Origin of the sequence: Vibrio sp. 1727, assembly GCF_033344415.1 — a bacterium.
Taxonomy (GTDB): domain Bacteria; phylum Pseudomonadota; class Gammaproteobacteria; order Enterobacterales; family Vibrionaceae; genus Vibrio; species Vibrio alginolyticus.
In genome coordinates this window covers 68703-87600 of sequence record NZ_JAWPOT010000018.1, presented here as the reverse complement: position 1 = coordinate 87600, position 18898 = coordinate 68703, and the positions used below count along the sequence as shown (strand labels likewise).

Annotated in this window: 19 protein-coding genes; 7 read left to right on the top strand and 12 right to left on the bottom strand. The window is 40.1% G+C overall.

Annotation, left to right across the window (positions count from 1 at the left end; genetic code table 11):
- Window positions 1–214: 214 nt before the first annotated feature.
- The 6 genes from R8O10_RS17265 to R8O10_RS17240 all read left to right on the top strand — a co-directional run bounded on the left by R8O10_RS17265 (window position 215) and on the right by R8O10_RS17240 (window position 4893).
- A complete protein-coding gene (locus tag R8O10_RS17265; RefSeq protein ID WP_005388843.1) occupies window positions 215–895 on the top strand; it encodes a DUF3334 family protein in 681 nt (226 codons plus the stop codon).
- Between the two features lie 208 nt (window positions 896–1103).
- Entirely contained in the window at window positions 1104–1799 is a 696-nt protein-coding gene (locus R8O10_RS17260) for a DUF2786 domain-containing protein (RefSeq protein WP_005377954.1), read from the top strand.
- A 217-nt stretch (window positions 1800–2016) separates the two neighbouring features.
- Complete coding sequence (locus R8O10_RS17255; RefSeq protein WP_005377956.1) at window positions 2017–2676, top strand: OmpA family protein; 660 nt, start codon at window positions 2017–2019, stop codon at window positions 2674–2676.
- Window positions 2677–2752: 76 nt separating this feature from the next.
- Window positions 2753–3727: a J domain-containing protein gene (locus R8O10_RS17250; protein WP_318191571.1), complete on the top strand. Its 975-nt coding sequence runs from the start codon at window positions 2753–2755 to the stop codon at window positions 3725–3727.
- Window positions 3728–3904: 177 nt separating this feature from the next.
- The gene (locus R8O10_RS17245) at window positions 3905–4087 is read left to right on the top strand and encodes a hypothetical protein (RefSeq protein WP_005377960.1); all 183 of its coding nucleotides are present in this window, start codon (window positions 3905–3907) and stop codon (window positions 4085–4087) included.
- A gap of 413 nt (window positions 4088–4500) precedes the next feature.
- The gene (locus R8O10_RS17240) at window positions 4501–4893 is read left to right on the top strand and encodes a SulA-like leucine-rich domain-containing protein (RefSeq protein ID WP_318191570.1); all 393 of its coding nucleotides are present in this window, start codon (window positions 4501–4503) and stop codon (window positions 4891–4893) included.
- Between the two features lie 172 nt (window positions 4894–5065).
- Here the strand turns inward: R8O10_RS17240 and R8O10_RS17235 are convergent, their stop codons facing one another.
- From R8O10_RS17235 to R8O10_RS17180, 12 genes are all read right to left on the bottom strand, one after another.
- Window positions 5066–5386: a hypothetical protein gene (locus R8O10_RS17235; RefSeq protein ID WP_318191569.1), complete on the bottom strand. Its 321-nt coding sequence runs from the start codon at window positions 5384–5386 to the stop codon at window positions 5066–5068.
- Between the two features lie 167 nt (window positions 5387–5553).
- Window positions 5554–5901, bottom strand: coding sequence for a hypothetical protein (locus tag R8O10_RS17230; RefSeq protein ID WP_031854114.1), 348 nt, complete (start codon window positions 5899–5901; stop codon window positions 5554–5556).
- Between the two features lie 14 nt (window positions 5902–5915).
- A complete protein-coding gene (locus tag R8O10_RS17225) occupies window positions 5916–6257 on the bottom strand; it encodes a hypothetical protein (protein ID WP_140326368.1) in 342 nt (113 codons plus the stop codon).
- 13 nt (window positions 6258–6270) lie between these two features.
- Window positions 6271–6609, bottom strand: a complete 339-nt coding sequence (locus R8O10_RS17220; RefSeq protein WP_318191568.1) for a hypothetical protein — start codon at window positions 6607–6609, stop codon at window positions 6271–6273.
- A 12-nt stretch (window positions 6610–6621) separates the two neighbouring features.
- The gene (locus tag R8O10_RS17215; RefSeq protein ID WP_031854116.1) at window positions 6622–6945 is read right to left on the bottom strand and encodes a hypothetical protein; all 324 of its coding nucleotides are present in this window, start codon (window positions 6943–6945) and stop codon (window positions 6622–6624) included.
- 35 nt (window positions 6946–6980) lie between these two features.
- A complete protein-coding gene (locus R8O10_RS17210; protein ID WP_031854117.1) occupies window positions 6981–7310 on the bottom strand; it encodes a hypothetical protein in 330 nt (109 codons plus the stop codon).
- A gap of 144 nt (window positions 7311–7454) precedes the next feature.
- Window positions 7455–7775 carry a hypothetical protein gene (locus R8O10_RS17205; protein WP_318191567.1) on the bottom strand — a complete coding sequence of 107 codons (321 nt, stop codon included), beginning with the start codon at window positions 7773–7775 and terminating at the stop codon, window positions 7455–7457.
- A 75-nt stretch (window positions 7776–7850) separates the two neighbouring features.
- The gene (locus R8O10_RS17200; protein ID WP_079877216.1) at window positions 7851–8753 is read right to left on the bottom strand and encodes an Imm49 family immunity protein; all 903 of its coding nucleotides are present in this window, start codon (window positions 8751–8753) and stop codon (window positions 7851–7853) included.
- 8 nt (window positions 8754–8761) lie between these two features.
- The gene (locus tag R8O10_RS17195; protein WP_318191566.1) at window positions 8762–12856 is read right to left on the bottom strand and encodes a DUF637 domain-containing protein; all 4095 of its coding nucleotides are present in this window, start codon (window positions 12854–12856) and stop codon (window positions 8762–8764) included.
- Window positions 12857–12917: 61 nt separating this feature from the next.
- Window positions 12918–16079 (bottom strand): FhaB protein, encoded by a 3162-nt coding sequence (locus R8O10_RS17190; protein ID WP_318191565.1) that lies wholly within the window; start codon window positions 16077–16079, stop codon window positions 12918–12920.
- A gap of 28 nt (window positions 16080–16107) precedes the next feature.
- A complete protein-coding gene (locus R8O10_RS17185) occupies window positions 16108–16419 on the bottom strand; it encodes a hypothetical protein (protein ID WP_318191564.1) in 312 nt (103 codons plus the stop codon).
- Window positions 16420–16589: 170 nt separating this feature from the next.
- Window positions 16590–16919 (bottom strand): hypothetical protein, encoded by a 330-nt coding sequence (locus R8O10_RS17180; RefSeq protein WP_318191563.1) that lies wholly within the window; start codon window positions 16917–16919, stop codon window positions 16590–16592.
- A gap of 829 nt (window positions 16920–17748) precedes the next feature.
- On the opposite strand from R8O10_RS17180, the gene R8O10_RS17175 reads away from it, so the two are divergent.
- A complete protein-coding gene (locus R8O10_RS17175) occupies window positions 17749–18852 on the top strand; it encodes a phosphoribosylaminoimidazolesuccinocarboxamide synthase (protein ID WP_318191562.1) in 1104 nt (367 codons plus the stop codon).
- Window positions 18853–18898 lie beyond the last annotated feature (46 nt).

Below are 18898 nucleotides of genomic sequence, written 5' to 3'. Positions count from 1 at the left end.
ATTATTTGCTCACTTCTCATACAAATTGGCGCTAAGCGAAAAAAACACCACAAAAGAGTTAGTGAAGTAATATTCTTTGAATTTCGTCACTTTACAACATTTAAAAAGACGAGCAAATCAGAATCTCGATACAATAATTAAACTTATGCTTTATTTTTTCACGCTTGATGCCTTACATTGGGGAACGAATCGCGTTTCTAGATGAGTTTTCAGAATGAAAAAAAATAAAATTGTGACCACTGAAGATATCCTTCTCAAACTTTGCCAGTCTGTTTCTGGCGTACTTACTTCGGCGACATCTTCTCAAGTAAATTATTCAGCAATGGTGCAAAAAATCCACAAGACTAGCCTCAAACCAGATTTTGGCTGTTTTGTTCTGTTTGATGGCGGATTTACCGGGCTAGTTGTGATTAATTTTACGGCAAAAGCCGCACTGGAGATCTACACTAACTACATGCGTAATATGGGCATGCCAGAAGAAGAACTGGCAATATCTCATACTTCTGACGAGGTAGGCGATGTTCTGGGTGAACTCATGAATCAACTGGTCGGAGACTTCACTAATAAAATTCGTAAAGACCTGCAAACGAACATCACACAAAACCAACCAAAAATGCTGGCGCTGAATAAGCAAGTTATCTTACAAGTTGATACCAACCTTGACCGCCCTCAAGCGCGCAGAGTGACGTTCTCCACCGAAAACAACAATATTTTCTATCTCGAGCTAGCAATGGATAAAACTGAGTTCATCCAACTGGAAGAGTTTGAAGTTGCTGAAGACGAAAACCCAGACGACATTTTAGAGGCAACACGTAAACAGTTGGCTGAGAAAGAATCTAAATCGTCGGGATCAAACGATGATGCCGATGACTTGCTCAACCAGCTCGGGTTGTAATTCTAACGAATCTTAATGAAGAATGGCTTCTTAGACACAAGTACGGCTTCATACTGATTACGACGAACTAAAACGCCAGCCTCGCTTAATGCGAGGCTTCTTTTTATGTGCAGAAATTATCTTCAGTCCCACCTTGTATTTCGTTTTTATGTCAAAAAAGGTAATATGTCTGACTTCATAAATTTTCTGCTTTCGTTACTGGTTGTCGATGGATAAACAAAAAGCTCTGAAAAAAATCGCCAAGTGCTTAGAACTGGGCAATTCCGCTAATGTTAATGAGGCTGCCAATGCTATCAAAATGGCACATCGCCTCATGCTTAAATATGGTCTCGATAAAGACGATATTGAGTTCATCAGAATGGGAAAAACACAATCTTCTCATCTGCTACCAGCGAACATCAGTTCTACCATATTGCGAGTGATTCGCGGCATTAACACAAAATTCGGTGTCGAAGCAGTATTGTTGAATCACAAAGGGCTCAAACGTGTCGAATTTATCGGTGAAGCAGATCGCGCTATTTTTGCTGCATTTGCTTTCGATATTGTTTATCGCGAGATGAACGAAAGTACCGGACAATTCCGAAACAGCTTTGCTGGCACCGGCACCTCTTCTCAGGAAGTGACTCGCCGTGTGAACTCATTTGTATCTGGCTGGGTGGAAGGCGCGATTGAAAAATTGCCAATTATTTCTCCAGATGAAGAGTCGGCCAATAAAATTAATGACTATATTGATAAAGAATTCCAAAACATTGACCGCGAAACGTTCAAGAAGCAATTGAAAGAAGCGATGAAAAACCTAACTGAAGACTACGAAGTAGGCTTAAAGAAAGGTAGAAAGGTTTCAGTTAACCGTGGAGTGGGCGGCGAACAAGCACGCAAAATGTTGGGCGATTCATCGAAATAGCCAGAATAGTAAAGGATTCACATAAGCAGCAATGACTTCGATGTCGATGGGGCTTACTTTGAGAGCTTTGGCAGTATTGATAGGAATTTTCTTACAGAAACTCTTATCAATCTTACTTTCTCATAACAAATATCAATGCTTGTTTATTCATAATTCGCATCCCATTATGAGGCATGGTTTCGCCTCAGTTTTATACGGAGATTTTCCCTTGAAAAAGATGCCTATTGCACTAGCTCTAGTGCTAGCTCTTACTGGCTGTCAAGCCACTCAACGCCAAAATGCAACAACGGGTGAATACGAAACTAACTCCACCACGCAAGGCGCGCTTATTGGTGCGATCGCTGGCGCAGCAATCGGCCTAGCAACGGGTGATGATGCTAAAGAACGTCGTCAGCATGCACTCATTGGTGCAGCCGCAGGCGGAGCGACTGGCGCTGGCGTTGGTTACTACTTTGACCAACAAGAAGCGGAATTACGTCGCGCTTTGCTAAACTCTGGCGTACAAGTTCAGCGTGTTGGTGAAAATCAGCTTTTACTGCGTATGGAAAACGGTATCGGCTTCTCTTCAAGCTCTTACCAGCTTGATGCTAGTATCCATAACACTCTACGCGGTGTTGCTCGCATCCTAGTTGAGTACCCAGATACCAGTCTCGTTATTGACGGTTACACGGATAGCACAGGTAGTGAGTCATACAACCAAACGTTGTCAGAGCGCCGTGCAGAGTCCGTACGTCAATTCCTAGTATCTCAAAACGTTGCACCTGGTCGTGCAATTGCACGCGGCTACGGCGAACGTAACCCAATTTGCTCAAACCAAACTTCTGAAGGTCGTGCGTGCAACCGTCGTGTTGAAATCCAGATCTTGCCACTGAAGTAATTTGGTTGCACCATAACGGTAATAATAAAAAATTACCGGAGCAGGCCTAACCATTATCGTTAGGCCTGACATATTAATGTCTGTCAAAACATCTGCCCTACTCTGCTTATTTAGCCTCAGCTTTTCTGGCTACTCACTTGCCTCTCGAGCTCCAAATGACCCCATCGAACAATACGAGTACGCACAACAATTATTGGCATCAAACGAAGCTGAAGCCTCACCAGAAACGCGCTACTGGCTAGAGCAATCCGCCAACCAAGGTTACCTCCCTGCACAAAAACAGCTCGCGAACGACTTTGCTAAAGGGATAAATGGCGAAAAAAATGAAACACAAGCGTTATATTGGCTAACCTCTATCGCACTCAATGACCCAACCGATCGTGGCTTTCTTCTCGCCGATTTTATTCAGCGCAATCCAGATAAGGTCACAACTGCTCAATTGACTGAAGCCTTGTATCAAATGGCTTCTCAGCATAATCCAGCAGCAGAACAAGCTTATAATCAACTGCTAGAGCTGCGCTTCAACCAACTGCGAGCTAAACAAGTCTCGCAAATAAAGTCGCTCGATAAAAAGGCGGAGCAAACACAAGAAGAGAAAAGCACAGTTGCAACCCCCAAAGTAGAACACTCGCCGTTTCTATGGCTGATTTGGCTAGCGGCGATACTCATCATCAGCGGCTTAAGTTTTCTCGTAATCAAGAAACTTAAGCAGAATAGAAAAGCGTGTGAAGTCAAAGAGGAAAGCCAAAATCAACGAATGGCGGAAAAAATAAAAGAGCTAGAGTTTACGAACAAGCAACTGAAGCGTCAGTTAGAGAAACTATTCAGAGAATTTAAGAAATCCAAAACTCAGGCAGAAAACCATAAGCTAAGCGTCGCGTGTGCTATGTTTGGCTACACACCACAAACCATCCCTGATTTACAGGCAATCAAGCTACGCTATAGACAGTTATCAAAGCTTTATCATCCTGACACAAGGGGCAGTGAAGAAGAAATGAAGCGACTCAATCATGCCTTTAAGCTCGTTTCACAAAATGTTACAAAACAGTAAAAACAGGTCAAGAAACTTTGGCTAGCATGCTTTTAGACCCATATAATCAAGCGCCGCAATCGATCTCCCTCTCAAACAAATTAACAGACATTTAACTTAAGTCTCGCTTTTATGCCATAATGCTCAGCGCAAAATAACACCTAACGACTCAAATTAATCTAGGTGGGGAGAAAATCAATGTTCACTGAAGAAGGCACCTGTGATTGGTGTAAAAAACCTAGTCTTGTAACTCGTCACGATTATTTAGATGGCAAGCACCACTACTCATGTAAAGCTTGTTACGATATGGCGAAAATCGACGTGCGCCTATTTAACCAAGGCGAATTGCAAATGCGCGAACGTTTGCAACGAGCGAGCTAAGCAAGACGGAATCAATGGAACTGATTTTCAAAAGCGCCTTTTATAAGGCGCTTTTTTGATCGCCCAAGCCTATTTCCAATCTCTATCTCGTATTCCCTCCTATCCTACATAGCATGTCGCATCGGTTATCAGCCCTCTTCCACTGTATACAAACCACTGTCCGTGAAAAAACACCTGTATATACAGTAGTAAACCCCTGTATGTCTCTCGTCCAGTTTTCTACTCACCTCACATTTTTAAATTGATGTTAGACATATCAAAAATGAAAAACAACCACATAAATTCAATTACTTAGAATCAAATCCTTTTATTTCCTTCTCAAAAAACCGCAAATAACTTTTGAGAAACTGGTTGATCAGGTCACCAAAACAAATTACTGTATACACATACAGCATGTATAAAGGAACAGTAAGATGCAGTTACAAAGTCAATCTCATACATACTCTCGTTACAACGTATTGGCACAAGCAACTAAGCCCATGGCCGTTTCGGATCAGCTTCTATCTAAGCTGGCTGTTTTATCGCAGCAGAAACAATGGATTTTGTTTACAGCAGACTGCCCTCGTCCAGACTTTGAACAACTCACTGCTTCTAATATTTGCTGTAAAAACGTTATTCAAATGAAGCCCTCTCAACAGCTTTCTGAAGTGGAAATCGTGATTAAAGCTATTCAGTCTGGTAACGCTAGTGCTGTCATCGCATCGAACAAGATTGCCCTAATGAATCAATCAATGCTTCGCGATATTGCTCAACGTTATCAGTGTGAAGTCTTTTTCGTCGAAGGCAGAGTGAACAAGTACCACTAACAAGATCGACGTTATCCATCCTGCATCTCGCCTCCTTTTTAAGGGGGCTTTTTTTGTGCTTTAACAAATTAAGGAAAACGTTTGAATAGTGAACACACCTTAACAGAGCTATGTTTTGTATAAATCAAACATAAAAAGGCTCTAAAAAGAGCCTTTGACGATGATGTATGCACTATTGGAAAGTTATTGCCGTAACAGGCGCATATTTGTATTTAGAATCATCAATATTGTAATGTACTGTGATACTACTTTTCGTGTGCTTTACTGACAACAAAGTAGACAAAAATGTATCAAATGCGATATCACTTTTATTTATGCGAAAGTAGCTAGCATTGCTTGGCATGTTTTCCAATGTGAATAATATGCCACCTGCATGACTATTTTTCCAACTGCCTCCATATAGATTTATTTTACTTACCTTACCAGTGTGGGACTCTGCGTAGACATTGAATGAGATTAATCCGATAAAAAATAGTGTGAGTAGTTTTTTCATTTATTTAATCCTTAAATACCCCAGCTTTTTACTCAAAGTGAAGAAAGAGGGTGCATGCTTTAGCACACCTGAATAATAATGCGGAGTTTGCTTATTTGAACTCTCTTGGTAATCTGGAAGTTAAGACCCAAAATACGTCGACCAACTTTTAATTTGGAATCTCTTATTTAGTCAAGAGACTCTCTGATCATGACATAATGTGGCTTTTCAGAAGCGGTGTAACGTTTGATATCACTGCACTTTTTAAGATTGTAATATTGCATCATTAAAGGCTTTCGTGTTGTCACTGCAGTCAGGGCCATTGATGCCCAAGATTTACACGTTTCAGGAGCAACCCCATTTCTAGATGTATTAACATTACATAATCCAACAGATGACGCCCATGAAGTGCTCAAGATTAGAGCACCATCGCTCTGTATCCATACATCATTGACAAGGCCTTCACAATGAATTGACTCTGCCGTCATGGCGGAAGCAGAGAAAAGACACAATAAGAATAAGAACTTTGTTTTCATGTTGTTCCTTTAATTTAAAAATAGCTTTCCTGAATAGCTAAGAAGTCCAGTTCACATGTCCCCTTCAAAGAGAAAGCTCGCACTTTTTTCCCAGCCATATAAGCTGAAAGTGCTAGAGAAGTAATTTGCTCCAAACCTTTATCTGAGTGTTTTGAGTGCGTAATTATTGCCACTCCGTCACAATCACTATTAAAAATTTTCGCTTGATCGTCAAAATAGATTTTTGTCGCTTTAAAAGTTGCTTGATCGTACACTTTTATGCCTTTAAGACGCCCGTGTGCGATATCTTTCGCGTCTGCTAACACAAAGTTTGAGCACAAACAAAGAGGGATGATTAGGTAATTTAAAATTTTCATACTAGGCTCTACGCTAAAGTGGGAATGCAAAAATCCCTTCGATGGAACAATGCCACCAACCTGTGTGATTGGTTTCTTGGTAACGGATATTCCCTTTAAAGTTTTTGGTAGTCATCATCGTAAGTAAAAGTGAATAAAGCTCCTTGTAGTTAGGGTTAGATTTACTGAGTCTTCCTCCTTTTTCATGACTACAACCAGGCATAGCGCCTTGCTGGAACTCAATGTAAAGTCCGTCCCTTGCGTCATGGTAAAAAGAAACAGGGTATAACTTTTCAATTTGTGGGCCTGTTTTTATCTCAGCGTAAGCGTGGAATGAGCAAAGCGTAATCATCAATAGCAAATATTTTTTCATCAGTATTTCCCATTATCCTGCAGGATCAACTTGGTTAATCACACAAAACGAAGAACCACTTTGGATACCAGAGGTATAAACGGTCACGCTACGTTTACCTGCAAGCCATAAAGCAAGAGTGGTTGATGTCATTGCACTAAATTCTTGTTTAACTAACATCCAACCATACGGAGAACCCTCGCAGTTATCTGGTAGGCCAGTATCAAGCATAATCAATAAGCCTTGCGTCGTTGTTGTTAGATTTTTGATATTCCCTGACAAATAGGTCGACGCGCCAAAAGACACTGGAGACCAAAGCAGTACCCCAATAACAAAAAAACTTATAATTCTACGCATATTTGCGATTCCTTTTCCGTAAGTCATTTAAACGTTCAGTCAGCCAATAAACCTAATACAACAGCTTTAGGTACCGTACTCCCCCAAGGGCTGGGGCTGCACTGAGTCGCCCATACTCGGATTCTTTTTCCAGAAGCAACCGCTGTTAAGGCCTGTGAATACATTTGCTCGAAACTAGGTGTATCGGGAGACAACTTAACCACCTGTCCATTACTGCAATTAAGTGGATTTTGAATGGTGGTTTTAGGTATTAAATATACCGAGCCTTTTTCCGCCCTGATCTCTTGTAGTTTAAACTCCCCTATTCCTGCCGAGTACGCGATAGAGCTATAGATAAAAAAAGAAAATAGTAATATTTTTTTCATTGTAAATTTCGTTTTTTGGTTGAGAAAGCCCATCCAAAGAGTTCAACTCTTTAGAGTATAATTAAACGCATTTGAGACTTGTAATAAAAGCTATCTATATAAGGACGCTTTTACTTTTTACGTCGCAATAAAAATTTATGGTTTTTATTTATCTGAAACTACATACGATATTTTGCATGAACCTTTATCTGATACGCGCAGCCAAATTGGGTGTTCCGTTGTATGTGAGGTTAATATCAAACTATAAATTGAATCATAGTTTTTATTTCCTAGATCTAGTTTTAAATAGTCATAGGTTCCGGCATCACAATCTAACTTTTTCTCATCACCAGACGTCCCAACAGAAATACCCGACTCAGTAATCACTAAACGAGTAATTTTTACATTTGTACAGTGGACACCACTACAATCAGCAAAGCTTTGCCCAGACAGTAGCAATAACGAAGTTAATAGCCATTTTTTCATATTAAAAATCACAGGTATGATCGCTCACCCTAGTTACAAACTTCTTTGTACAGGGTGAGCAATGGATTATAGGAACTAGTCTTTGTATTTCTCTAAAAAGCTATAGCTCGGCTCTGGCATATTACGGGTGTAGAAGGCTTCTGGAACATAATCCGTTTCAAACCCCAAGCGAAACCCGTATTTCTGGTAAGCAAGCTTTGCCAGTGCTAATAACGGCATTGAAAAATAGCCTATTACCTCTTCCTTTAACTTTTTTTGACTCCAATACTTGTGGTGCCCTTTGACCGCTTCATACATCGCTTGTTGATATTCCGCTTCACCACAACCTGATTGATTTAAGACCTTTGTCATCACATTAATCGTTGGTAAATTAATAAGGTTTGCGTGCTCAAAGGCTAAGCCCTCAAGATGCTCCGGCGTACTCACATCAATAAACTTTTGAATTAACGGCCTAACGTCACTAGATTTTATTCCCAGCATGACCATCTGCAGCTCTAAGAAGGTACGAGACCGAACATTATACCACTTAGTGTTTGGGTGATCGGCTAAGTTAGCAAGGTATTCTATGTCGCTCACTTGCTCACAGAATAAAGATAGCCAAGCTAAATCTATAAGATGTGCCCCACTGAGGGCACTCTGTTGTTCTTTCTTCGCTACTAGAGTCACCTCAGCTTTGGGAAGCACCACCGAAATCGTCTCTCCATCACTCAATAGCTCTGACTGTACTAATTTAACATCAAAGTACTGATGCATATCCAACGCTCTAAGACTGGATTCAATATCACCAACCTTGTGGTATAGACAGCTTGTTAGAGAAAGACCTGCAAGGCTCACATCATATAAATCGACTTTGCCACTTTTATAGTAAAAATCAAAGTCATCAAGCAGTCGATTACATTTCATCCCATATGGGTTAGAAAGTCTTTTTAGGTAGTCTGCATGACATGGTATTGGTTTAAAGTGTTCTGTATGAGTCATTTTTCCTCCTACTCAAAAAAGCTGATCGCGCTTTGTTTAAGATTACCCGAACTTTTATCGATAATCTGCTCAACACCAATATATGTAACTTTATCTGCACGTCGTATAGAGTTTCTGGTTTCTGTCAGCCTTCTAAACTCAGCCTGCTGTTCGGTTGTCAGCTCGCGATAGTTACGTTCGTAATATTCATATTTTTCTTTCATTTGTTTATCAATGTGCTTTTGATACTCAATACTGCCTTGTTGAGCACTAATAATACTACCATCTCGATCCTGTCCGACTTGCGAAGTTCCGTAACTTGGTTGTTGCCCACCTTTAGCCTCAAACTTTAACACCTCAGTTGTTCCATTAGGACGCGTTATCTCATATATGCGATCATATTGCTTATTAGAGCTATTATCGAGGTAATCAGCTTTGAGTATTTTGGCAGTACAGCCATCACAATAGTTTTGAGCTACATGGTCAGCCCTCGCTAAGCCAATAGCCTCACTGTATTTTTTGATTTTGGCGTTGTATTCATTTTCAATTCTTTCTCCATGTACGCCGCCGGCACCAACGTTGACAGTCCTCTTAGCTTCAACCAACTTCAAGCGTTCCGCTGTTAATTCTCCAACTGATGAGTTCTCTCCAGTGAGGGGGTTTTTGGCAGCGAAGTCATTGAAGTCACTGTCATCATAGCCTTCAATCCTATCTGCAATGTTCTCTTTACTAGCAGTTCGCCTGTAATTATCACCATCACCCAACTTAATTTTGGACTGATCTATGTTTGCCCATCGACCGTTTTCAGTCAGACGTTTACCGTTTTTCCTTGCATTAACAACATCTCTGTAGGTAATGCTGGTACCAGGGTTTCTCTCAAGATAAAGTCGGTAACTCTTCTTGGTCTCTATTTTCTCCTGTAGATTCGCCAAATATACTGCATTTTGGCTTTTCTTAGTGTCCGCAATGAGTGTCTGCTGAACAAACGGATTGTTTTTATCCACTTTAGCAAGAATTGCTGCTGAGCGAGGGTGTGATTTGATCGCTACATATAGCTTTTCTTCTAATGCTTTGATCGGTAATAGTCTTGTCGCTCTATTTACTACAGCTTCAGCGACCTGTTCCGTTGCAAACTCCAAGAGCTGATTTTCCAGAAACTCTCTTTTTTGCGCATCATCGAGGCTATCGTAGTGTATTGCTGTCACGATAAGTGCATCAGTCGCTTCATTTAGGTGTATTGGTAACGTTGCAACTGCAACTACCCTAGCCAACAACCTAGCAAAAAACCAAGCATAATTATTTTCAACTGCATTCTCACCTGTGCTGGAGGCAATATTAACGTCTAAACCTGCTAACATTGCAGTTAAGCCCGCGGTGAGTTTTGCAACATCAACTCCAGAGTCAGTAATAACTCGAATGGCATCTAAAGTTTTTTGGCTTGGGTTAAAACTCAGTTCTTCAAATTTTTCTTGAATAGCAGCAAGTTGCTCCGAACTATCTAAGTCAGGGCTGTAAGATAACCCAAGCTCCTCAAGGGCATCCCTCAACTCTTTTTGTTGAACAGTTAACATCGCTTCAGTGTAAATCGCCGCTGTTCCTTCAGCTACAACAGCGCCAACCGCACCACTGGTACAAGCCCCTTTGCGATCATCTGCTTCGTTGATCTCGTTGGTGGCTACACCTAGCGTACAACCTAATGCGGCGTGGGAAACATAACGCATCGCCTCGTTGAAACGTCCCTCACTTGTTAATGAGCCAATCTTATTTGCGACTTTTGCTCCAAGTTTTGAGGTCGCCATGTGCATCGCAGACGTTTTCCAACTTTCAAAGAAATCCTTGGAACCACCACCATTGATAATAGTTTGGATACCTGAGGTGACCGCAGACTGAATGACTACATCACCAGCTTGCTGAGCCAATACTGCAGAATCCCAAGAATTACTATTTGTTGCTCCTTGGTCAAAGAAAGTGAAACCTTCAGCTTGTAAATAATCCATAGCCCCAGCAGTAACCGCTGCTATTGCTAACGAGCGCAGGTACTCTTTCTCAGTCAATGACTCCAATGCACCGTCTAAACTATTACCAGCGGCAACTGAACTAATAACAGAGGTAGCAATCGAAACTTGCATAGCAGTCACCGCCGCTGCAGCGGGTCCCGTTAGACCACCTGTAATAGCTAGACCGCCACCAGGCCCCATTACAATAGACACTGCGATCGCAATAATTGCCATTGGGCCAGGGCCTAAGGCACGTGATGTATTTTTTTTGTTTACCTGAACTAATTTTTTATACACCAACTCCGCGTTGTCACGGTACTCAGGATCATCATACAACTCTGCCATCCAACGAAGATCTGGTGCTTTTCGGAAGCTATCTAAAACCTCGTCCAGAGTTTGATTGTCCTTCATTGCCAGCTCAAGGGTTAAACCCTTGGTTGCTTGGATATTGACACCTCCAACTATGCTGTTGTAAACGGCATTTTCATTTTGACGGTCGATGGTAGTCGTCTTCACTCGCCAGAAGTTTTTATTAACCTTCTGCTGGAAGAAGTGATCCTGTTCCTTAGCAAGAAGAAGATTTACCTTTCCACTGTGCGCGGATATATTCGCCCCTTCTTGTGACGCCAATTTGACCGCTTTTAAGTTGATATCACCAAACTCAGATGCGATCACAACGCTCTTACCCGCCTCTAAAGCAGATCGGATTGCAATAGATTGGAACTGACTCTCTTGCAGAGAGGTCCCACCTACTTTGCCGCTCTTCGAAGATTGGTATTGATCGAAGCTGTTTAGGATATGTACACCTTGAGAGGCAAGAATTGACAACACTCCTTCATCAGCAATAAGTTCCGAAGCAACAATTTCTACTTGTCCAGACGCCATCAAGAAAATGCTGTCTTTCGCTTCTAATGTAGAGCCATAGTGTTCAACGAATGAGTCTTTCTCGTTATAACCACCAACCCATTCATTTCTACTATAAGTTGTATCTTGGCTTGCAATCTGAATACTCCCGCCGGCACTCAACTTGATAACATTCGCTGACATATTAGAGCCATGAATTTTGATATCCCCAGAGGTTGTAATGGAGATCGTGCCGTCGGCATTGACTCTAGCGATTTGCCCTAAACGAGTCCCTTGCTCATACTTAGTTGCATAGCGATGAACCATCGTCTTTTGGCCATATTGCTTAGCAATTATGTCAACATTACCGTTAGAGGCTTCTAATTTACCCGTGTTAAATAATGTCCCCCCTACGTTTAGGTTGAGGTCTTCGTCAGCAATAATCTTTGCATGCTCACCAACTGAAAGGTTAGCAGTTGCATTTAGGAACGCACTACGTCGAGTAAGTAATGTCCCCGAGTTAACAGTGATATTACGGAAGTTTGCGTAGTCCCCTGCGACTTCTACTGTGTGTCCACCAGGACGAGCATCATTAATGGTAGCATCGGTTAAATGCAACACAGGAACTAATACTTGTTCGCCATTAATACTGCGCAACTCTGGCCAAATGAAATCATGCTTAAAGGCGTTAACTTGTTGGCGGGTTACTTTTTCACCATATTTTACGGAGTATTTTGCCGCAAAACTTTTCGCGTTTTGGTAAAGGTAGTTAATCTGTTCCTTTTCTGTCCTCGGATCAATGTCTTTTGAACCTGACTGGTAAATCGACATTTTAGGTAAGATTAAACGATCAATTTCGCGTTGCATCTGCATACGAATTAAGCGCGCCTGTACAAACTTATCACCGATTCTTTTATCAACCGGATAATGAGGGAATATAACAGTTATATCACCTACAGCTATTGGGATCATAAGTGGCTCAGGCAAACCTGATTTATTATCGTTCAACAGAGTTTTGTGGAACGATACTAAGTCTTGAGCAGTCTCAACTTTGTTGCTCGCAATATAGTACGCTTTTTCAAATTGGCGTTCTCGGTTATAAACGCGAGAAAACTGAGGAGACGCATTTACATTAGCGGTAATAGTCGCATCATTGATCACCTCCATCGCATTCGCGACTCCTGGTAATATAATTTGACCGACCATAACAAAACTTAGTAGGTATGACGTACACTTTTGCCATAACGGAGGTGGTAGATTAACCTTTATTTCTTTATCTTTCATAAAATATATTCGAACAACTTAAAATTAGCCATTTATGCGTTATTAATATAATCCCTATTCACTATAAATAGTGAGCAAGCTCTAACTTACTGACAGCAATAGTTTTAATGTCAGATTTGTAATATTTACCTTTATACTTATAGGCATATTGATAATTTACCTTGTAATAATTATTTTCCATTTTATATGACACATATTCAGGCTTTATCCATATGTATAATGGATGATGAGCACTAATAGTGCTCTTTGGCATCCAAAGCCTAGTATACATAAGGTTTTCAGCTGCTTCCTGTACCTCATATTTACTCAATACTTTTGTTTCGTATAAGTTTAGCTGTCCATCACTTAACATTTCATGAGGTATGAATTTTTTTAAAGTAGAAAAAGGGAGAGAACTCTCTAGATGATGGTTAAAAGTCCAAACCCCTTCTGCGTCCCCCCACCCTTCGTCGTAGCTTCCAGTAATTTTGAATGTAACATTGACATTTCTTACATCTATATCTGGCCATGATTTAGCAGTGTATTTATTAAGGTACAATTTGTAGTCAATTATTTTATCCAAGTTATTTCTAGAGAAAGATGCATATTCTGCCTCTATATTATCTAGTAATTTCGCGTAGTTTTCTGCGGCTTTATCTAACTGTTTTAATGTATATCCACTACTACGCAACTCTTTTTCCGATTCTTTTTTATCATAAATCTCCTTCCAGTTAATACTAAAAGAATATGGTTTAATAAAGTTGTATTTAGTTAAAATTAAATAGTCATCAGACCATGTATAACCTTTCGGCCAATTTGTAGGTTTTTCTGAGTATCCAACATAATTAGACACACTTCCTTTTATATAATCACCTACAACCTTGACATCATCAATTCTATATTCATAAACAAAAGTATCAAATTTATTTGAAGAATTGAGAAAGTAATATTTATCTAGACTCGTCCTGTTGTCTTCTATAAAACTACCAATTAGATCATGGATAATAGCCTTCTGGTCTATTTCTGATAATGAATTTAAATTATCAATGATCAAATCCGTAGAGTTCTCTATTTCTCCATTTAAACCGTAAACATTCCCCTCAAAAGCAAGCAATGTTTCAGCCTCTGTTCTTGTTGTGACGTACTCTCTATTACAACGTCGATAGTTCAAACATGACGTCATACCTTCAAAATCAGTATTCTCTGTGTCTGTACCTATTTCTAAACCAATGCTTTTAATCGTACTATTAAAGAAGCGCGCGTCTTTAAATGCTTGGAAGTAAGAAACCTCGTTAAACAGCTTACTGCTTTGCACTTTTTTCGGGTCGCTTGTTCCACCGCGACTAAACTGAAAGTCACCAAATGAAAATACACGCCCCGGCGGTGAGTAAGTCAATATTTTTGTTTCAGTACCAGACTTGTAGTAACTTTTCTCGTTCTTTTTGTTGTCATCTTTACTGTATTCAACAACACGGTAAGGATAAGACTCAAAACTGATTTCGTAACGCTCGTTACTAAAAATCGGAGAGTTAATTAAAAATTCGCCACCACCATTCAACCCCATAATGGCAGATGAGTTCAAAACGTATTTACTGGCTTTCAGTCTTAGGCTTCGCTCAGCCTCAATCGCGACCTGGTCAGCTTTGATGCCATTGACTCGAATACCCGCATCCCAGTTGACACTGTCGGCTTTTTTAAGGCGATACGGATTGATATTCTCAATTATCTTCGCTTGTATGTCTAAATTATCTGCAAGAATTGAAGCGGAAACAGTACTGGCGCTGTTTGCATTATCTATCCTTGATTTTGTTTTTGGATCTTCTTGTAACGCCTGCCAAATGCCAAACTGTTTTTTGACCTCATAACCTTCGCCGCCAATGGTTAATGCCTTGTCAAGGAACACGGCTTTATCTGCGCGAGAACCATTAATTACGGCTCCAGACTTTGAGTAAAGTGTCACGTTCTTACCCAACACTTTGCCGCCAAAGCTGTTGTAAATAGATTCTTCCGTCTCTACATCAATGTTTGCTGATTCTACCAAGCCAGTATTGATGAACTGGTTTGCAGATATTTTTACTTCATCCGCAGCAACATAACCCTGTTGATGCACATCATGACGAGCAATCAAAGTCATATCACCACCAATCACTTTTGCTTGCTTATTGCCCTGCTTTAGTATGTGTATATTGCTCAAGCTTTTTAACGAAAGGTGATTATCTGACGACAATTTAGCAGTGGCTTTTACATGAATATTCTGATATTCCTTACTCTTATATTTGCCCAAACTCTGAACAAAAACACCTTCAGTCGGAGCATAAAGTTTACCGTTATGTTGACTGGTACTTAGTGCATCAGACATGGTGCTCATGTCTGCATCTATCGCAATATTGTTCGGGCTAGCAATCGCAATAGTCGCTGCTCGGAATTTACCTTTAATCGTCGACCAGGCAGAGCTCAATGTTGCGGACTTCACGGCTAAATCTTCGTAGCTGACTTTAAGGCGACCGGTAAACATGTTGATGCCACCTGCGCCTACTACCTTACTCCCCCTATCGACAATTATCATGCCTGACTCAGGGTGATTTTCCGCACGTAAGTTAGTATCAATTGTGCCAGAGGTATCAATGGTATCTGCAATCAATTCCAAGGATTGAAGGCCCGGTGACACCAAGCTCTTCACCGTGACTTTTCCACCACCGACCGTGGTTAAATCACCAATGCTATTCACAGTTTTTGCGCTCGATGAGTAACTTGGCGAAGCGGCTGCCATTGTCACGCGACCAACATTATCAAAACTACACTGTTCACAAGTTAATTTGCCACTTGCGCTTCGTGTAATAAATAGAATGTCTACCGGAGAGCCAAGAATCGAGAACTGCTCTTTTAAGGAGATATTGTTGGACTCAATAACAATTAAATCCGCTTTGCCCGTACCGCGCACTCCACCAGATGTATCATCGGTATTAACAACAGTAAGAGGCTTGCCGCTTAACTCAAACTTACTGAATACATTGTAGGAAATGCCATTTTTTGCTTTTGCAGGTACCAGAACATCAAAGTTGCTTGAGGAGCTCTGACGCACCTGAGTATCAGTCCTGCTTGACAGACCGTAACTTGATGCCAACGCATGGCCTGTAAATAGGCTCGCTGAAATAAGCGAGAGAAACGCAATTTTTACGGATTTGCGAACCGAGAAATATCTCATATACCTACAACTGTAAAAAACAATAATTATCATTTGCATTAGAATTCAACTTTAAAGCTATTACACTTCAGTAGCTTAGATTCCAAAACACATCGATCTTGGGGGCTTGTTCGAGACATTGATCCGATTCGTATTGGATGCGCATTTTTTTTCTATCTTTCATTGCTGACAAAGCGGCACTATAAAAAACGTAAGCCTCGGGAGTACCTGACTTCATTGCGTATAGTGCTTTATCTGAACAGTTTGTATCTGTAGCTTGTACTGAGCTCTTAACAAACACTCTACCAGTGTTTTTAGACAGTCCGACCTCAATAATATCAATATCTTTTCGGATGTTCGCATAAGCAGACCCTGTTGATAAAACAAGTGGTAATATCATGGAGAAAATTCCAAACCTCTTTGATTTGAACATGTGGGAACCTTATTTATTTTTCTAGCAACGAGACTCTAACTAATTATCTAAGCTCATGATTATTTCCGTATAAAAATAAGACTAGAAAAGTCATCCTATATATAAATTAAAATTCTAACTTATTCTGTTATTTTAGACTAACCAGAAACCATAAACCTATCTACAATGGCGGAACAAGATTTTGTTTGCTTTGTATTATAAGCAATTGTTACTTTTTTATTAGCCATAAAAGCTGCAATCAATGCACTTGCTTTTACTTCATAATTTGGCGTGGAAAGAGGTAAAATGAATCTTGAGCCACCATCACAGGCGGAAACAGAATCATCTTTATAATTTGGAAAAAATTTCAACCCATCGGAACTTGGGTAAATTTTCTGTATATAGACATAACCACTCCACTTCCAACTAACTGCGTAAACTGTCGGGGCAAGTAGGATTAGAAGAGTAAAAACCAGGACTTTTTTCATTATAAAATCAAAATTTTAAACATAATTAAAATAAAAGGACACCCTGCATTCTTAATATAAAAAATAAAATAATGCCAGAAGAAGCCTTAATGACTAAATAAAGGCACACTTATTGACACTTCACTTAACAGAGCTTAAAAATACGCTAATACAAAGATAGAAACTTCGTCTTTATCACTGTATATTGACAACTTGAATCTATTAAAATTTCATTTTCCATCTTACTAAATTAGCAAAAAATTCAATCACTTCAGTGTTAATTAAGAATTACATAAGCAGAAAATTCTACACAAATTCAAAAAAAAACAAAGCAAAATGTCAAAAAACTGTAAAAAAAAACACAAAAAAAATTAATAACTTAGAGCGCAATCGTTTTTATTTATGAATTAATTTACAAAAAAAACAATATGGTTTTGCATAACATTCTTAAATTAGAGTGATGCCAACATAATTTAGATTTAAATTAATTAGATTAAGCTAAGTTATCCTCGTTATGATACAACTATAATTATATGCAGTGTTTTCTTTAGTGCTCTTTTCTTGTCTAAAAGTCAAAGTATTCTGAGTCTCCTTCAACTTACTGCGTTACCCTGAATATATACTTACGATATTACAGGTGTCCTCTACTATTTAATAAATGTCTTACTAAGAAAGACTTAACTCTACGCTCTTTCATAAGAAATCACACCAATCGATAGCAAACGTTTGCTTTTTCTCTGGCGAGTTAAAATAGTTCTGGTATGATGCCCACATTCGATTTATTCAGCGCCCACATTTTGCTGAATATCTTCTCTTTCTGACGTTTGATTAAGATGATAGGAATGTCGCAATGAGCCTTGCTAATCAAGTACTTGCCGTCAATGACGACCTGCCAATTCGCACCCATAACCCCGTTCATAGTGGAAAAGTTCGTTCAGTTTACTGGTTAACTGAAGAAGACAGCGCCCGACTGATCAAAGAAAAAGGATACAATGTCGCTCCAGATGCGCCTTTGGCTATCATGGTGATTAGCGACCGAATCTCTGCATTCGATTGTATTTGGCATGCTGAAGGTGGTCTTAATGGTGTCCCGGGTAAAGGGGCTGCGCTTAATGCGATTTCTAATCACTGGTTCAAACTGTTCAAAGAAAATGGCTTAGCAGATAGCCATATTCTAGACATTCCTCACCCTTTTGTTTGGATTGTACAAAAAGCCAAACCGGTAAAAATCGAAGCCATCTGCCGCAAATACATCACGGGTTCGATGTGGCGCGCTTACGCAAATGGCGAGCGCGAGTTTTGTGGAATCCAACTTCCTGAAGGGTTAGGAAAAGACAAAGCACTGCCAGAGTTGCTAATGACCCCATCCACAAAAGGCATTCTAAAAGGTATTCCCGGTGTGCCAGAAGCGGATGACGTTAATATTACTCGTCAAAATATCGTAGACAACTACGAAGCATTTAACTTCTCAAGTGCCGACGATATCGCACTCTACGAAAAACTGCTGAAAGAAGGCTTTAACGTTATCAGCCAAGCGTTAGAAGAAATCGACCAAATCTTTGTCGATACCAAATTCGAATTTGGTTATGTTCATGATGCTGCTGGCAATGAAAAGCTGATTTACATGGATGAAGTGGGTACACCAGACTCGTCTCGTATATGGGATGCTAAAGAATACCAAGCAGGTCACATCGTAGAGAACTCAAAAGAAGGTTTCCGCCAGTTCCTACTTAACCACTTCCCTGACCCAGATATCTTGCTAAATAAAGAACGTATGCCAGAGCGCGAAGCACTCGCTCGTGATAATGCTTTACCCGTCGAATCTTTGATGGCGATTTCGAGCACCTACATTGGTATTGCCGAGAAGATTACAGGAAAGCCGATTCATTTGAGTGAGAATCCGAAAGCGGAAATCATCGAAGTACTGAGCAAAGAATACGGATTGATTGACTAGCACTGTCGCTAGATTAGCTAAACGCTTTCCAATAAAAAGTCCGCAA

Coding starts and splice junctions, on each gene's coding strand:
- R8O10_RS17265 (WP_005388843.1), top strand. CDS start 215: ATGAAAAAAAATAAAATTGTGACCACTGAAGATATCCTTCTCAAACTT.
- R8O10_RS17260 (WP_005377954.1), top strand. CDS start 1,104: ATGGATAAACAAAAAGCTCTGAAAAAAATCGCCAAGTGCTTAGAACTG.
- R8O10_RS17255 (WP_005377956.1), top strand. CDS start 2,017: ATGCCTATTGCACTAGCTCTAGTGCTAGCTCTTACTGGCTGTCAAGCC.
- R8O10_RS17250 (WP_318191571.1), top strand. CDS start 2,753: ATGTCTGTCAAAACATCTGCCCTACTCTGCTTATTTAGCCTCAGCTTT.
- R8O10_RS17245 (WP_005377960.1), top strand. CDS start 3,905: ATGTTCACTGAAGAAGGCACCTGTGATTGGTGTAAAAAACCTAGTCTT.
- R8O10_RS17240 (WP_318191570.1), top strand. CDS start 4,501: ATGCAGTTACAAAGTCAATCTCATACATACTCTCGTTACAACGTATTG.
- R8O10_RS17235 (WP_318191569.1), bottom strand. CDS start 5,386: ATGAAAAAACTACTCACACTATTTTTTATCGGATTAATCTCATTCAAT.
- R8O10_RS17230 (WP_031854114.1), bottom strand. CDS start 5,901: ATGAAAACAAAGTTCTTATTCTTATTGTGTCTTTTCTCTGCTTCCGCC.
- R8O10_RS17225 (WP_140326368.1), bottom strand. CDS start 6,257: ATGAAAATTTTAAATTACCTAATCATCCCTCTTTGTTTGTGCTCAAAC.
- R8O10_RS17220 (WP_318191568.1), bottom strand. CDS start 6,609: ATGAAAAAATATTTGCTATTGATGATTACGCTTTGCTCATTCCACGCT.
- R8O10_RS17215 (WP_031854116.1), bottom strand. CDS start 6,945: ATGCGTAGAATTATAAGTTTTTTTGTTATTGGGGTACTGCTTTGGTCT.
- R8O10_RS17210 (WP_031854117.1), bottom strand. CDS start 7,310: ATGAAAAAAATATTACTATTTTCTTTTTTTATCTATAGCTCTATCGCG.
- R8O10_RS17205 (WP_318191567.1), bottom strand. CDS start 7,775: ATGAAAAAATGGCTATTAACTTCGTTATTGCTACTGTCTGGGCAAAGC.
- R8O10_RS17200 (WP_079877216.1), bottom strand. CDS start 8,753: ATGACTCATACAGAACACTTTAAACCAATACCATGTCATGCAGACTAC.
- R8O10_RS17195 (WP_318191566.1), bottom strand. CDS start 12,856: ATGAAAGATAAAGAAATAAAGGTTAATCTACCACCTCCGTTATGGCAA.
- R8O10_RS17190 (WP_318191565.1), bottom strand. CDS start 16,079: ATGCAAATGATAATTATTGTTTTTTACAGTTGTAGGTATATGAGATAT.
- R8O10_RS17185 (WP_318191564.1), bottom strand. CDS start 16,419: ATGATATTACCACTTGTTTTATCAACAGGGTCTGCTTATGCGAACATC.
- R8O10_RS17180 (WP_318191563.1), bottom strand. CDS start 16,919: ATGAAAAAAGTCCTGGTTTTTACTCTTCTAATCCTACTTGCCCCGACA.
- R8O10_RS17175 (WP_318191562.1), top strand. CDS start 17,749: ATGAGCCTTGCTAATCAAGTACTTGCCGTCAATGACGACCTGCCAATT.